General features: G+C 59.1%; 14 protein-coding genes. All 14 read right to left on the reverse strand.

The genetic code is table 11. From position 1 onward, the window contains the following. Positions 1-19: 19 nt before the first annotated feature. The 14 genes from VI215_07550 to dut all read right to left on the reverse strand — a co-directional run bounded on the left by VI215_07550 (position 20) and on the right by dut (position 13,521). Complete coding sequence (locus VI215_07550) at positions 20-325, reverse strand: HU family DNA-binding protein (protein ID HEY6192164.1); 306 nt, start codon at positions 323-325, stop codon at positions 20-22. A 56-nt stretch (positions 326-381) separates the two neighbouring features. Further along, entirely contained in the window at positions 382-1,293 is a 912-nt protein-coding gene (gene sppA / locus VI215_07555; protein HEY6192165.1) for a signal peptide peptidase SppA, read from the reverse strand. Positions 1,294-1,509: 216 nt separating this feature from the next. Next, a complete protein-coding gene (locus VI215_07560) occupies positions 1,510-1,989 on the reverse strand; it encodes an Hsp20/alpha crystallin family protein (protein HEY6192166.1) in 480 nt (159 codons plus the stop codon). A 233-nt stretch (positions 1,990-2,222) separates the two neighbouring features. Further along, positions 2,223-3,170, reverse strand: coding sequence for a thioredoxin-disulfide reductase (gene trxB / locus VI215_07565; GenBank protein HEY6192167.1), 948 nt, complete (start codon positions 3,168-3,170; stop codon positions 2,223-2,225). Then, the gene (queG, locus tag VI215_07570) at positions 3,154-4,128 is read right to left on the reverse strand and encodes a tRNA epoxyqueuosine(34) reductase QueG (protein HEY6192168.1); all 975 of its coding nucleotides are present in this window, start codon (positions 4,126-4,128) and stop codon (positions 3,154-3,156) included. Before queG ends, trxB begins: the two co-directional genes overlap by 17 nt. Further along, on the reverse strand, positions 4,125-4,469 hold the full coding sequence (locus tag VI215_07575; GenBank protein HEY6192169.1) for a Rieske 2Fe-2S domain-containing protein: 345 nt from the start codon (positions 4,467-4,469) through the stop codon (positions 4,125-4,127). Before VI215_07575 ends, queG begins: the two co-directional genes overlap by 4 nt. A gap of 15 nt (positions 4,470-4,484) precedes the next feature. Next, positions 4,485-5,330: an MBL fold metallo-hydrolase gene (locus tag VI215_07580; GenBank protein ID HEY6192170.1), complete on the reverse strand. Its 846-nt coding sequence runs from the start codon at positions 5,328-5,330 to the stop codon at positions 4,485-4,487. 123 nt (positions 5,331-5,453) lie between these two features. Continuing rightward, complete coding sequence (locus VI215_07585) at positions 5,454-5,792, reverse strand: YfhL family 4Fe-4S dicluster ferredoxin (protein ID HEY6192171.1); 339 nt, start codon at positions 5,790-5,792, stop codon at positions 5,454-5,456. A 1-nt stretch (position 5,793) separates the two neighbouring features. Beyond that, a complete protein-coding gene (locus VI215_07590; GenBank protein HEY6192172.1) occupies positions 5,794-6,180 on the reverse strand; it encodes a DUF309 domain-containing protein in 387 nt (128 codons plus the stop codon). 187 nt (positions 6,181-6,367) lie between these two features. After that, positions 6,368-9,901 (reverse strand): methionine synthase, encoded by a 3,534-nt coding sequence (gene metH, locus VI215_07595; GenBank protein ID HEY6192173.1) that lies wholly within the window; start codon positions 9,899-9,901, stop codon positions 6,368-6,370. Between the two features lie 124 nt (positions 9,902-10,025). Next, positions 10,026-11,045: a redoxin domain-containing protein gene (locus VI215_07600; protein ID HEY6192174.1), complete on the reverse strand. Its 1,020-nt coding sequence runs from the start codon at positions 11,043-11,045 to the stop codon at positions 10,026-10,028. Between the two features lie 68 nt (positions 11,046-11,113). Next, the gene (rsmI, locus tag VI215_07605) at positions 11,114-11,809 is read right to left on the reverse strand and encodes a 16S rRNA (cytidine(1402)-2'-O)-methyltransferase (protein ID HEY6192175.1); all 696 of its coding nucleotides are present in this window, start codon (positions 11,807-11,809) and stop codon (positions 11,114-11,116) included. After that, a complete protein-coding gene (locus VI215_07610) occupies positions 11,809-13,050 on the reverse strand; it encodes an AI-2E family transporter (protein ID HEY6192176.1) in 1,242 nt (413 codons plus the stop codon). The genes rsmI and VI215_07610 overlap by 1 nt, the downstream gene beginning before the upstream one ends. A gap of 6 nt (positions 13,051-13,056) precedes the next feature. Beyond that, positions 13,057-13,521, reverse strand: coding sequence for a dUTP diphosphatase (gene dut / locus VI215_07615; protein HEY6192177.1), 465 nt, complete (start codon positions 13,519-13,521; stop codon positions 13,057-13,059). Positions 13,522-13,641 lie beyond the last annotated feature (120 nt).

Raw genomic sequence — 13,641 nt, forward strand, 5'->3', positions numbered from 1 at the left:
TGTGCTATCCGGCGCGGGCTCACATCGGGGAGGGTTGAATTTTCTTCAAGTTTTCGTTGACGGATGTCCTGAGCTCCTTCGAGACCTTGAAAAAAGGGACGAAGTGTTCGTCAACCTGAACCTGGGCGCCGGTCCGGGGATTGCGGGCCATGCGTCCCTTGCGTTTCTTCGTCTTGAAGCTGCCGAAGCCGCGGATCTCGATGTTTTTCCCTTCCTTCAGCGCCTCGATCACGGTCTGGATGAACCCGTCGACCACGGCCTCGGTCTCGACTTTCGTCAGACCGGTCCCCGATGCGATATGATCGACAATATCTGCTTTCGTCAAAGCAAGTCTCCTTTGTGAAATTGGACATTGCCCGCGCCGTCGTGGCGGGGGCGTGGCTAGAACCCGTGCGACATCCGGTATTGCAAAATCGGTTTGTTGAGCAACTCGTCCTTCAGGCCGAGAAAGTCCGGGATTTTTGTTTCGCCGAACACGCGCTCGAAGAGGGATAACCCCCGCCGCCGTTCTTTGACGACCGTCGGTTCTCCCCGTATTCCCGCGAGCTTCGCCGCGATCGCGATGGCGTCCTCGTACGTCCCGAGCGTATCGACCAGTCCCATCGAAACGGCCTCCTCGCCGGTAAAAACCCTCCCGTCGGCAAACCCGACGACGGAGTCGTGGTCCAGACCACGCTCGTCTTCGACAACCGCGATAAACTGTCGATGGACCTCATTCATGAGGGCTTGAAAATAGGATTTATCCTCGCGTGTCATTTTTCGGAACGGGCTTCCGGAATCCTTGTATCTTCCGCTCTTGATCGTGTTCTCTTCGATGCCGATTTTGGTCAACAGCGGATCGAATCTCATGAACTGGGAAATGACTCCGATGCTCCCGGTGAGGGTTCCCGGGTTCGCGACGATTCTATTCGCCGCGCAGGAAACATAGTAGCCCCCGCTCGCGGCCAGGGCGCCCATCGAGACCACGACCGGCTTGCCGTGATCCCTCGTTTTTCTTACTTCCTCATAGATCTCCTGGCTTGCGACGACCCCGCCGCCCGGTGAGTCGACGCGAAACAGGATCGCCTTGATCGAACTGTCGTCCCTGTACTTTTTGAACAGCTTTACCGGTTCCTCGGAGCTGAATATCTCGCCTTGCAATTCAACGATTGCAATCTTCTCGCCGTTTCCACGAATCTCCTCGGTCTCAGAGCTCCCCATCTTGAGGAGAAGCAGGAACAAGAGGGTCATTCCCATTCCGACCGCGACGAGACCGCCAAGGATCACGAGAAACCATTTCGTCGAATTCTTCATCTCTCCGACGATTCCCTCATGTTATTATGCAAAAAAACAACCATAACTCATTGATTTTTCAGCATATTATACGAAACCAGAGAATAAAAGTCAACACCCCCCCATTAATGCAAAACGGATAACCTCCCGGGCTCGCCCGGGCGCAGGTTATCCGTCTTGACAGCTGTCATCGAAAAAGCCCTGAGAGCGGGCTCATTCGGGGTCTAAGGCCGTTCGTTACTTGACCTTAACCTCGATCTCCTTCGGCTTCGTTTCCTCGATCTTCGGGAGCGTGATCGTGAGGATTCCGTTATCGTAGGACGCTTCGATCTTGTCGCTTATGACTGAGGAAGGAAGCGTAAAGGATCGCTGGAACGTCCCGTAGGAACGCTCGATGCGATGGAAGTTATCCTCCTTCTTCTCAAGCTCCATTTTCTTCTCACCCCTGACCGTAAGCACGTCGTTTTTTGCCGTGATCTTAACGTCGTCCTTGCTCACTCCGGGAAGTTCCACCTTCACGAAGTAATCTTTCTCCCGCTCGATAATATCCACCGCGGGAATCCAGAATGAGGACCGGTCGTCGCTGCTGGCTCCGGTCCGGACACGATCGAATATCCGGTCTATCTCGCGCTGCATGTTCGTGAACTCGAGTCCCAGGTCATCCATGGGATGCCAGGGGGCAATTTGATTCAAGGGCGCCCATCTGATTAGTGTCATTGTAGTTATCTCCTTTCGAATGAATTTATTGGTACATATCTCATTTCAGAGAAAAGAGTTTCAACTACTGTGCCAACGGATTCCCCGAAAAATCCTTGGGAAGGGGCGCATTTTAAACGGAGGGTGGGAGGAGGGAGTCCTTGCGCGGACATTTTGACAGCCCGGAGGAGGGCGGAACGTCAGGGGTGAGACAATTTGTCAAGCAAGCCGGACACAGGGCGGGGCATGCCCCCTTACTGATGATGCAGGCTCTCCAGATACTTTTCTGCATCCATGGCTGCCATGCAGCCTGTCCCTGCCGCCGTTACCGCCTGGCGGTATTTGGAGTCTGCGACATCTCCCGCAGCGAAGACTCCCGGAACGCTCGTCTGTGTGGAACCGTTCTCGACAAGGAGATATCCGCCCGGCGTCATGGGGAGCTGACCCTTGAAGATTTCCGTATTCGGAACGTGGCCGATTCCCATGAACAGGCCGTGTGTCGGGAGGTCGGAAACCTCGCCCGTCTTGAGATTTCGGACTCTGACCGCCGTGACCTTCTTTCGCCCTTCCTCCTGCCGGCCGAGCACCTCCTCGATCTGGGCGTTCCAGAGGAAAGAGATCTTCGGGTTCCTCTGTGCCCTCTCCTGCATGATCTTTGAGGCGCGCAGCGTATCCCGCCGGTGCACGATCGTCACCTTCGAGGCGAATTTTGTGAGAAAATTCGACTCTTCCATCGCCGTGTCGCCCCCCCCGACGACCACCACCTCGAGTCCGCGGAAAAAGAAGGCGTCACAGGTGGCGCACGCCGAGACGCCATAGCCCATGTATTCTTTTTCCGACGGAAGGCCCAGCCACTTTGCCGATGCCCCCGTCGCTATGATCACGGAGTCCGCGGTGTACTCCCTCTGGCTGCAATGGATCCGGAACGGTCTCCCCGAAAAATCCACTTTCGTCACATCCTGAAAGAGGGTCGTGACATCGAACCGCTGCGCCTGTTTGCGGAAAAGCTCCATCAGCTCGGGGCCGAGTATTCCCTGGGGAAAGCCGGGATAGTTCTCCACCTCGGTCGTGATCGTGAGCTGGCCCCCGGGCTGGATCCCCTCGAACACAAGCGGTTTAAGATTTGCGCGCCCGGCGTAAAGGGCTGCGGTCAGGCCCGCCGGGCCTGACCCGATGATAATAAGCTTATGATGATTTTCCATCGCCCGTCCTGTCGTGCTGTTCATCGCCGGCGAGAGCCTCCATCACGATTCTCGCATTTCTGACGAGCCCGTCCCGTTTCGTCCTCTTCATGGGGCTTTTCCTGAACCGGGCGCTGAATTCCTCCTGTGTGAGGGCTGAGATCTCCTTCAGATCCGGGGCGAGGTTCGACTCCCTCGGGTAAAACTCCTTCAGGCCGGCGGGCTTTGAAAACTTCGTATTCCAGGGACAGACATCCTGGCATATGTCGCAGCCGTAGATCCAACCCTCAAATTTGTTCCCGAGATCGGAGGGAATGGGGCCGCGGTGTTCGATCGTAAGATAAGAAATGCAGAGATTTGAATCGACCACATAGGGCTCCACGATCGCCTGTGTCGGGCAGGCCTCGATGCAGAGCGTGCAGCTGCCGCAACGGTCGACCGCCGGCAGATCGTACTCGAGCTCGAGGTCGAGGATGATCTCGCCCAGGAAGACCCATGACCCGTAATCTTCCGTAATGATATTCGTGTGCTTTCCGAGCCACCCGACGCCGGCGCGCTGCGCCCAGGCCTTCTCCATCACCGGCCCCGTATCGACATAGACCCTCGCCGCCACATCGGGCCTCCTGCTCTTGATGAAGTCAAGAAGGCCGTTCAGCCGGGATTCAACAAGCGCGTGATAGTCGTCGCCCCATGCGTAGCGGGAGACCTTGCCGGCCGACGGTTGAGCCGGGTGTTCGGCGGGGCTGAAGTAATTTATGGCGACGGAGATCAACGACCTCGCGCCGGGCACAATCTCCCGCGGGTCGGTTCGCCTCTCCCTCGCGGCCGCCATCCACGCCATGGTTCCCTGGTATCCCCGCGAGAGCCACTCGTCAAGCCCCCTCGATTCTTCCTCAAGCCGTCCCGCTCTGGCGATGCCGATTTTGTGAAAGCCGAGCTCCAGTGCCCTCTCCTTAATCTCCGCGGTCAGTCCCTTCATGCGGATTCAGCCGGTAGTTCGACCAGCAGGTCCCCGCCTTCCTCACGCACGGCATACCTGGCGACCCGACCCTCCCCTGTCATCGCTTTTCCGGTGCGGAGGTCGTACACCCACCCATGCATAGGACAGGTCACCGTGCAATCCTCGACCAGGCCTTTATGGAGCATGGAGAAATGCTGGTGTGAACAGACATTATTCAGGGCGATGACTTCACCCTCGCAGCGAAATATAGCGATGTCAAGCCCCCGGACATGCACCATCTTTCCGCCGGCGCCCTTCAGCTCTGCAAGGGAGGCAATCTTCACAAATTCCATCATGGGATTCCCCGCCTTATACAACATTGGAAGGTTCCCCGATCACTCCCACCCTGCGGACGAATCAAGCTGAAAACCCTTTTCCGTCCGTTTGACGCGACCTGCGATCACCCTGGGGTCATGCTCAAAAAACAGCAGCCAGCCCTCTTCCGACGCGCGGGGGAGGATCTTCTTCTTTTCTTCGAGGGTCACGAGCGGCCTCAGATCGTAGGCCATGATGTACGGGAGCGGAATATGGGAAGTGGTGGGGAACAAGTCACAGCAAAAGAGCAACGACGCCGACCCGTCCGAAATGAACGGCAACTGGAGCGAGGTGGTATGGCCGTTGATCACCACCAGCGAAATGCCGGGGAAGAGTTCGCATTCCCCGTCGACGAAATCGAGCACGCCGTGATCCTTGAGCGGCATGAAATCGTCCGGCATGAAGCTCCCCCGGTCTTTTTCCGAGGGGGCCAGCGCATGGTTCCAGTGGGCCCTCTGGACGTAGTAGCGCGCCTTCGGAAAGGCCGGCCTGAGAGCGCCATTCTCGCGAAGGGTCGATCCCCCCGCGTGATCGAAATGAAGGTGCGTCAGGATCACGTCCGTGATATCGGAGGGGTCGAGGCCGTGAGCGCGGAGCGAGCGGGTGAGCTCCGTGCCGCTCGTATCGAGCCGGTAGATATCGGTCTGCCTTTCCGTGAACTTCGAACCGTTGCCGTTATCGACCAGGATTGTTCTTCCCCGGCCCGAGATCAGCAAAGCCCGCGCCGCAAGCTCGATCCGGTTTCGCTCGTCGGGCGGATTTGTTCCGGACCAGAGGGCTTTCGGGACGACTCCGAACATCGCTCCTCCGTCGAGGCGGAACCTTCCGGTTTCGATGGGATGCACCTCATAACCGGCGAGGGTCATGGACGCGTCATGCCGGGACTCTCCCGACCGGGTTCCTCCCGAGGGAGGCCCGATCCGGATCCCGGCCCAGGACATGCCGGGATGGCGAGGAAGGAAAGGACTGCGACACCGCCCGTCCGCGCGTTAGTTGCGAAAGTGAGAAGTGGCGGGGCTCAACTCCGGGAATTCCTTTCCGGGATGGAGCGCCTTCGCGCGGTTCAGTAATTCTTCTTCGGTCTCCACCCGGTTCGGATCGGGGACGCAGCAATCGACGGGGCAGACTGCCGCGCACTGCTCGCGTTCGAAGTGTCCGACGCATTCGGTGCACTTCTCGGGAACGATATAGTAAAAATCGTTTGAGAGGGCTTCATGCTTCTCGCCGTTCAGCTCCCAGGGAACGCCGCCGGCATAGATAGCCACATTGGGACACTCGGGCTCGCACGCCCCGCAATTAATGCACTCCTCGGTTATCATCGTCGCCATGTTAATTCTCCTCCAGGTGGTGCAGCCGAGCCCGTTGCAGCTTCGGGGCCATCGCTTCATCGACCTCGGGCTGCTCTCCCACGAGCGCCCGCTCCGCCATCGCAAGCCAATGGACGACCTCCCGCGAAAACTGCTCGAGCTCGATCCCGCGGTGGGAGGGCCGATAGACGTCGATTTTCCCGAGTCCCTTTGTCAACTGGCTCGTTGCCCCCTTAAAGTTCTGATTGAAAAAATGGTGGAATCCGACCGCGATCTGTATCAGTCCCTGCAGGAAGAGCCGGTCACGGCCCCGCGTTTCGTGCCAGAGATCTTCCAGCGTATCATGGCACTCGAAGAAGAATCCGCGGTTAAATTCTTCGACACCGCGCAGAAATTGCCCATCGTCCATATGCGTGAGTATACGAAAAAAATCGGTGGATTTCCAACGGAGACGGGTCAGATTGGGTGGTGGGTGAATTTCGACAGCCGAACCGAACAAACGCAGGCTGAAGCCTGCGCCTACCAAACCCGAGGCATCGGTAGGCGCGACCTTCAGGTCGCGTACCGAATAGCCAGCGAAACTCAGTCAGTACCGCTCAGATATTAAAATACCGCGCCTCGGGGTGGTGGACGATCAGGGCGGAAGTGGATTGCTCGGGGACGAGCTGGTACTGCTCCGTCAGTTCCACGCCGATCCGTTCGGGACGGAGGAGTTCGAAGAGTTTTGTTTGATCCTCCAGGCTCGGGCAGGCCGGGTAGCCGAAGCTGTAGCGGGAGCCCCTGTAGTGCTGGCTGAACAGCTTCCTAATCTCGGGACTGTCTGCCCCGTCGATTCCGAGTTCGGCCCGTATCTCTTTGTGCCATAACTCCGCGAGCGCTTCGGCGGACTCGACGCCGAGCCCGTGGAAATAAAGGTATTCCTTGAACTTCCCTTCCTCGAAGAGACGGCGGCTCTGGTCCGACGCCACGGCTCCCATCGTCACGAGGTGAAATGCGGCCACATCCGTCTTTCCGGAATCGACCGAAGCGAAGAAATCCGAAATGCAAAAAAACCGGCCTTTGCTCTGACGCGGGAATGTGAATCGCATCCATTCGACGAGGTCCGGCGTCCTCGGCGCGCCCGCCGGGGGAACCGACTCCGGCAACCAGAGCGAGACCGGATCGTCCAGGCCCGCGGGCCGGTAGAGTATCAGGTCGTCGCCTTGCGAGGCGCAGGGGAAATACCCGTAGACCACTTTCGGCTCGAGGAGCCGCTCATCCCGGACTTTCCGCTTCAGCGCCTCGAACTCAGGATAGATCGTTTCTTCGAGCAGGGTCCGGTACTCGGCATCGGTCGTGTTCTTCTTCCGGATCTGCCACTGGCCTCGGATCAACGCTGTCTCGTTGATATAGGGAAACAGATCGTTGAGGGCGATCTTCTCAACGACCTTCGATCCCCAGAACGGCGCCCGCGGGATGTCGGCCGGCGCGACGCTCCGCTCGACCAGGTGCGTCCCGGGGGAAGCGAGCGCGATCTTCGCTTCGAGGCCCGAAAGATCCTCGCCGTTCGCCGGCTCGACCGCCGGGGCGGGAGAAGACCGTGCCATTCCGGCTGCCGGATCGCCCCCCGATGCGATTCGCTCCATGTAATGCAATCCATCGAAGGCGTCGTTCGCGTACAGGACCGGACCCGAATACACCTGCCGGAGATCCTGTTCGACGTAGCGTCTCGTGAGGGCGGCCCCGCCCAGGACGACAGGAACCCTCAGGCCGCGTTCGTGCATGACCTCGAGATTCTGCTTCATGATGAGGGTCGATTTGACCAGGAGCCCCGACATGCCGATCGCATCCGCCTTGTGCTCCTCGGCCGCACTGAGCATCCGTTCGAGAGGACATTGGATCCCGAGGTTGAAGACCCGGTACCCGTTGTTCGTCAGGATGATATCGACGAGGTTCTTTCCGATGTCGTGGACATCCCCCTTCACGGTGGCGATCACCATCGTCCCTTTCGAAACCGAGTCGGCCTTGTCCATGAATTGTTCAAGATATCCGACCGCGCTCTTCATCGCGGTCGCGGATTGGAGGACGAACGGAAGCTGCATCTGCCCGCTTCCGAACAGGTCCCCCACGACCTTCATGCCGTCGAGGAGGATGGTGTTGATGATTTCGAGGGCGGGATGGGTGCGGAGCGCTTCGTCCAGATCGTCGTTCAACCCCACCAGATCCCCGTCGATGATCCGTTGTTTCAACCGCTCCTCGACGGCCCGGGGCCTCTCGGCTTTCTTCCGGGTTTCCCCTTTCCTGCCGGCGTAAAAGGCGAGCAGATCTTTGAGGGGATCGTTCCCCCCGGCGCGTTCGTCGAAAATCAGCCTCCGGCAGAATTCCCTCTCCTGTTCGGAGATCGTATAGAGCGGGACGATTTTCGAAGCGTGCACGATCGCCATGTCGAGCCCGTACTCGATTGCGTAATGGAGAAATACGCTGTTGAGGACATGCCTCGCATGGGGCGAGAGGCCGAACGACACGTTGCTCAACCCGAGGCTCGTATGGACATGCGGGAACTCCTTCTTGATCGCCCGGACGGCCTCCAGCGTCTCGACCCCCGACTTCCGGAATTCCTCGTCTCCCGACCCGAGCGTGAAGGTGAGAGCATCGAAAATAAGGTCCTGATCCCTCATCCCGTACCCGCGGGTCGCACGGTCATGGATGCGCCGCGCGATCTCGAGTTTGCGGGAGACGGTCTTGGCCATTCCCTGTTCGTCGATCGTCAGGGCCACCACCGCGGCCCCGTATTTTCTGCACAGCGGCAGGACGGCCGCCAGCCGCTCCTCGCCGTCTTCCAGATTGACCGAGTTTACGATCGCTCTCCCGGCGATACGCTGGAGCGCCTCTTCGATCACCGGCGCCTCCGTGGAGTCGATCATGAGAGGCGCCGTCATTTGCGTGTTGAACCGGGTGATCAATTCGCGCATGTCGGACGCCTCGTCGCGCCCGACGTAGGCGACGCACACGTCGAGGATATGAGCTCCCTCTTTGGTTTGAGTCTTGCCCATCGCGACCATCCCCTCCAGGTCCTGTTTGACCAGGAGCTCGCGAAACTGTTTGCTGCCGTTGGCGTTCGTCCGCTCGCCGATGAGGACGGGGGGAGGATCGATATGCAGGGGCGCGGTCTGGTAGAGGCTCGAGCAGCCGGGCGTAAATCTGGCGTCGCGTTTCTTCGGGGAGAGGGAACCGACGGAGGCGACGAGCTGCCTCAGATGTTCCGGGGTCGTCCCGCAACAACCGCCGACGACGCTGACGCCCAGGTCCGTCACGAAGTGTGAAAGGTAGCGGACAAATTCTTCCGGCGTGAGTTTATAGTGGGCCAGGCCCCCGACATTCTCAGGCAGTCCCGCATTCGGCATGACGAACACCGGCTTCGGGCTGTTCTCGCAGAGGTAGCGCACGCTTTCGGACATTTCCTTCGGTCCGGTGGCGCAATTCATCCCGATCAAATCGACGTCGAAGGGTTCGAGCGCCATCAGGGCGGCCGCAATCTCGGTCCCGAGGAGCATCGTGCCCATCGTCTCGACCGTGACCGATGCGATCACGGGTATCCGCGACCGCCGTTCCTGGAAGTAGCCAAAGATTCCTCCCAGCGCGGCCTTCGCCTGCAGCAGGTCCTGGCATGTTTCGACGATCAGGAGGTCGGCCCCTCCGTCGACCAGCCCCTTCGCCTGGGTATAGTACCCCTTCTCCATCTCCTTGAAGCTGATGTGGCCCAGGGACGGCAGCTTCGTGGTCGGACCCATCGACCCCGCGACAAATCGGGGCCTCCCCGCCGAGGAGTAGTCGCGCGCGACCTTCTTCGCGAGTTTGGCGGCTTCGAGATTCAGGATATAGGCCCGGTCGGCAAGCTCGTATTCGGCCAGCACCACCGGGTGGCCGCCGAAGGTATCCGTTTCGATCACGTCGCACCCTGCTTCGAGGAACCCCGCATGGACCGCTTCGACCGCCGGCGGCTTCGTGACGACGAGATTCTCGTTGCATCCATGATACCGTTCCCCCCCGAAATCCTCGGGATTGAGATTCTGATCCTGGATGGATGTCCCCATCGCCCCGTCGAGAACGACGACCTTCTCCTTCACGATGTCGAGGAATGATTCTGCCATCAGTTCACCGGTCTACGCATGGAATACAGCCGTTCGACAAATAACAAAACGGCGGTTTGCATCCGCTTCCACCCTGGGATGGAGGGGATTGAACCGCCGTACAAGACGCCGAATCGATAGTCGCTTAATTGTTTGGAATCATCTCCTGGACTGCAGAGGAAACGAATGAAACGGAATAGAGGGCAAACCCGTTCGACCGTGTGACCAGTTTCAGCTTGTGGCCGCCGTACTCCGCGTTCCGGACCAGATTATACATCCTCGCCTGGTCGACGAGGATATAGCTTCTTCCCTCCTCGTCGATCCTCACGTCGGATCCCCTGTTGGAGGGAACGAGATACTCGTCGTCCTGCCTGACGAAAACCTGGAAATTCGTTTCACCCTCGGGCTTGACGACAGCGTTGACCTCTCTCGCCTGATAGACGATGACGACGTGCGCCTCTTCCCCGTCCGTCCCGTCGAGCTTCACCGATGTCCGGTCGTTCAACCAGGCGCCGTGCAGATAGAGACGGCCGTCGAGATAGTATCCGGGATCTTCATAGCGGAGCGTCGACTCCGGTGCATAGCCCTCGACGTTGCCGATGGTGCCCCGTTGCCAGCCGGTCAGCACCTCGCGGGTGGCCCGGTAACAGACCGTGCCTGCCCGGTCGCTCTCCCGGATCGGTTCCATCACCAGCGGTAGGTCGTCGTGGTATCCGGCCTCGGTGATCAGGGATTGGATCGAGTGCTCGAAATTCTCGTACGATCCTTCCCCTTCCTGCACCACGCGAATGAAACCGTTCCTGTCGACCAGGTAGCGGGTGGGCCACACGGTGTTCCGGAACCCGTTCCAGATGAGAAAATCGTTATCCATGACCACAGGGTGCCTGATGTTCAGCTTCTCGAGCGCGCTGCGGACGTTGAGGGGGTCGTTTCCGAACGGAAACTGCGGGGTGTGGACACCGATGACGACAAGGCCCTTGTCGGCGTAACGCCGGTGCCACTCCTGCACATAGGGGAGGGATCGCAGGCAATTCTGGCACGCATAGTCCCAGAAATCGACGAGAATTGCAAAGCCCCTGAGCGCGCCGAGAGGGATCGGATCGGAATTGAACCAGAACGCCCCGTAGATTTCCGGTACCCGAAATTCCTGCCGAATGACGTCCATCCTGCTCCTTTTGGTTGGTTGCGCGGTCCCGCTCCAGAAAAGATACCGAAAATGGAGGGGAGAAGCAACTATTTCCGCCTGGAGCCGGCCCCCTCCACAACGATCACAAACTCGCCCTTCATCTTTTTCTTCTCGAAGAGGCGGTAGAGGTCGAGCGCGTTCCCCCGGAAGACCTCTTCGTCGGGCATTGTCAGATTGAACGCCACGCAGAGCCGCCGCCCGGCGCCGAACATTTCCGAGAGGTCTTTGAGGAGGGGGACGAGGCGGTAAGGAGTGTCCATGAAGACCATCGTGCGCTGCTCGCCTTGCAACTGGCGCAGTTCCGACACTCTTCTGTTGCTTTTCGCCGAGAGGAACCCGTAGAAGAGAAACTGGTCGATCGGAAACCCGCAGACCGTGAGGGCCGGCAGTAGGGATGATGCCCCCGGGATCGGCACGATCCGTATGCCGTTCTCGATCGCCTTGCGCACCAGGAGCTGGCCGGGATCGGAAAAGACGGGCGTCCCGGCATCCGAAATGAGCGCGACGGACTTCCCCGCCTTCAGATGCTCCAGGATGTGAAACGACGCCGCGGCTTCCGTATGCTCATTGAGGCTCTCGATGAGTTTCTCGGGGATCCCGTAGTGGGACAGGAGGCGTTGGCCCTCCCTCCGCTCCTCGTACACCACCACGTCGGCGGCCTTGAGGACATTCAGGGCGCGGAACGTGATATCATCGTAGTTTCCGATGGGAGTCGCGACAAGATAGAGAATCCCGCCGGTCATCAGGCGGGGAGGGCGGTTGGTTCCTGTGGATGCTTCTCTCTCCACATCCGGACCGACAGAACCAGCAAGGCGGTGGCGGGGATGGCGACGATCAGCCCGACGAACCCGAGGAAGTATCCGAAGACGACGAACGAGAGAATCATCACGACCGGGTGAAGGCCGATTTTGGATCCCACGATCTTCGGAGACCAGACCGTCGTCTCGATAAAATTCACCGCGACGTAGAGAAGCACGACACTCAAGACCCTCAGGACCACCGGCTCGCCGGTCAAAAACGCCGCGATGATCGCGAACACAAGGCTGGTGTAAAACCCGACATAGGGAATCAGGTTCAGGATTCCGGTGAGCATTCCCAGGACGACCGCATATTGAATGCCCAGCAGGAGCAATCCGGCGGTGGTCAGCACGCCCTGGATCGCGGCGACGATGAGCGTCCCCCTCAGATAGGACCCGAGGACGTCGTCCACGCGGGCGATGTACTCCCGGATCCACCCGGAAGATTCTTCCGGAATAAGCGAGGAGCAGTTCTTCCAGATCAGGGGAAGATCCTTGAGAAGATAAAAGGTAATGAACGGGACCAGGACGAAATTGAACACCTGCGAGATCATCGTCGAGGCGTTGGAAAGAAATCCGAAGGCGGCAACGAGCACCGACTTCAACAGCTCCCCGAGGTGGGAGGGAACATCCTTCGAGAGGTAGCTCTGGATCTGCTCGGCCGGCAGCCCGAGGCGGGCGAGGAAATCGGCCGCCTGGTTGTCGTTCAGAAACGTCAGGATTCCCCGCATGAATATGGACACCTCGGCGACGATGCTCCCGGATTGATTCAGAATCGCGGGGATCGCCAGGATGAAGAACGCCGCCATCGACCCGAGAACGATGACGATAAGCAGAAGCGAGGTGATCCATCGCCGCATCCCCCTTTTCTCCAGGAACGTGACCAGGGGGTTAAAGACGTAGGCCAGAAGAAAGGCGATGATAAAGGGGGAAAGAGTCCCGAGAAGGTTGGCAAAGAGCCAGAGAAGGAAGAGCAGAAGCGACAACCAGAGGATTCTCCGGACAACCGGAATCCGACGGAGAGGGAAGAGCAAGAAAGCGATCGAGGCAAGGAGAACAACGGGCGACAAGATCGCGAGCAGGCTGTAGGCGAGGAACAGAAACAGGGAAATTCCCGTGATGAGAAGGAGAGCTTCCGGTAATTTCACCGCTCCCCCGGCCTCTGCGACATCCGTCTTCCCGCTCACGGCGCCTTACCTCCCCGTATGCCCGAATCCGCCGGAGCCCCTCGGGGTCCGGTCGATGCTTGAAACCTCCTCCCACGAGGCCCGGATGACCGGCATGATCACGAGCTGGGCGATCCGGTCGCCTCTGTGGATGAGGAATTCCTGCTTTCCGAAATTGCTGAGGATGACCTTCACCTCTCCCCTGTAATCCGAATCGATCGTGCCCGGCGAATTGAGAATGCCGATCCCGTGCTTTGCGGCCAGTCCGCTCCGGGGGCGAACCTGGGCTTCGTACCCCGGCGGAATTTCGATGGAGAATCCGGTGGGTACGAGCGCTGCTTCCCCCGGCTTCACAGAGAGAAGGCCGGAGATGCCGGCATGAATGTCCATTCCCGATGAGCCTGGAGTCGCATATGACGGAAGAGGGATATCATTCTCACCGGGGTTCACCCTCGTGATCCTGATTTTGAGCTGCCGGAGGGCGCGGGCCAAGGTCTCTGCCGATGCGTGAAAGGATGAAGAACGGGTAATGATGCACCAAGATAAGCATTTCTGAATATAAATCAAGCCCGAGGCATCGGTAGGCGCGACCTTTAGGTCGCGTGAATCGAG

The organism is Bacteroidota bacterium (genome assembly GCA_036522515.1).
GTDB lineage: Bacteria > Bacteroidota > Ignavibacteria > UBA10030 > SZUA-254 > VBOC01.

Excerpts from the sequence above, each read along its gene's own strand:
- sppA (HEY6192165.1), bottom strand. The coding sequence starts at position 1,293 with ATGAAGAATTCGACGAAATGGTTTCTCGTGATCCTTGGCGGTCTCGTC.
- VI215_07560 (HEY6192166.1), bottom strand. The coding sequence starts at position 1,989 with ATGACACTAATCAGATGGGCGCCCTTGAATCAAATTGCCCCCTGGCAT.
- trxB (HEY6192167.1), bottom strand. The coding sequence starts at position 3,170 with ATGGAAAATCATCATAAGCTTATTATCATCGGGTCAGGCCCGGCGGGC.
- queG (HEY6192168.1), bottom strand. The coding sequence starts at position 4,128 with ATGAAGGGACTGACCGCGGAGATTAAGGAGAGGGCACTGGAGCTCGGC.
- VI215_07575 (HEY6192169.1), bottom strand. The coding sequence starts at position 4,469 with ATGTTGTATAAGGCGGGGAATCCCATGATGGAATTTGTGAAGATTGCC.
- VI215_07580 (HEY6192170.1), bottom strand. The coding sequence starts at position 5,330 with ATGACCCTCGCCGGTTATGAGGTGCATCCCATCGAAACCGGAAGGTTC.
- VI215_07585 (HEY6192171.1), bottom strand. The coding sequence starts at position 5,792 with ATGGCGACGATGATAACCGAGGAGTGCATTAATTGCGGGGCGTGCGAG.
- VI215_07590 (HEY6192172.1), bottom strand. The coding sequence starts at position 6,180 with ATGGACGATGGGCAATTTCTGCGCGGTGTCGAAGAATTTAACCGCGGA.
- metH (HEY6192173.1), bottom strand. The coding sequence starts at position 9,901 with ATGGCAGAATCATTCCTCGACATCGTGAAGGAGAAGGTCGTCGTTCTC.
- VI215_07600 (HEY6192174.1), bottom strand. The coding sequence starts at position 11,045 with ATGGACGTCATTCGGCAGGAATTTCGGGTACCGGAAATCTACGGGGCG.
- rsmI (HEY6192175.1), bottom strand. The coding sequence starts at position 11,809 with ATGACCGGCGGGATTCTCTATCTTGTCGCGACTCCCATCGGAAACTAC.